Below are 252 nucleotides of genomic sequence, written 5' to 3' on the forward strand. Positions count from 1 at the left end.
CGCTTCATGGGCGAGACCGCCAAAATTCTTTCGCCCGAAAAGCGCGTGCTGATGCCTGATCTGGACGCCACCTGTTCCTTGGACCTGGGCTGCCCGATCGATGAATTCAGTGCCTTTTGCGACGCCCACCCCGACCGTACTGTGGTGGTCTATGCCAACACCAGCGCCGCCGTCAAGGCGCGCGCGGACTGGGTCGTGACGTCAAGCTGCGCGCTGGACATCGTGCGAGCGCTCAAAGCGCAGGGCCAGAAA

Annotated in this window: 1 protein-coding gene; it reads left to right on the top strand. The window is 62.7% G+C overall.

Going from position 1 to position 252, the window contains the following annotated elements; all coding sequences use genetic code 11:
- A partial coding sequence (gene nadA / locus B3F77_RS08630) for a quinolinate synthase NadA (RefSeq protein WP_293604565.1) occupies nt 1–252 on the top strand: 252 nt, incomplete at both ends.

Origin of the sequence: Polaromonas sp. UBA4122, assembly GCA_002381615.1 — a bacterium.
Classification (GTDB): domain Bacteria; phylum Pseudomonadota; class Gammaproteobacteria; order Burkholderiales; family Burkholderiaceae_C; genus Polaromonas.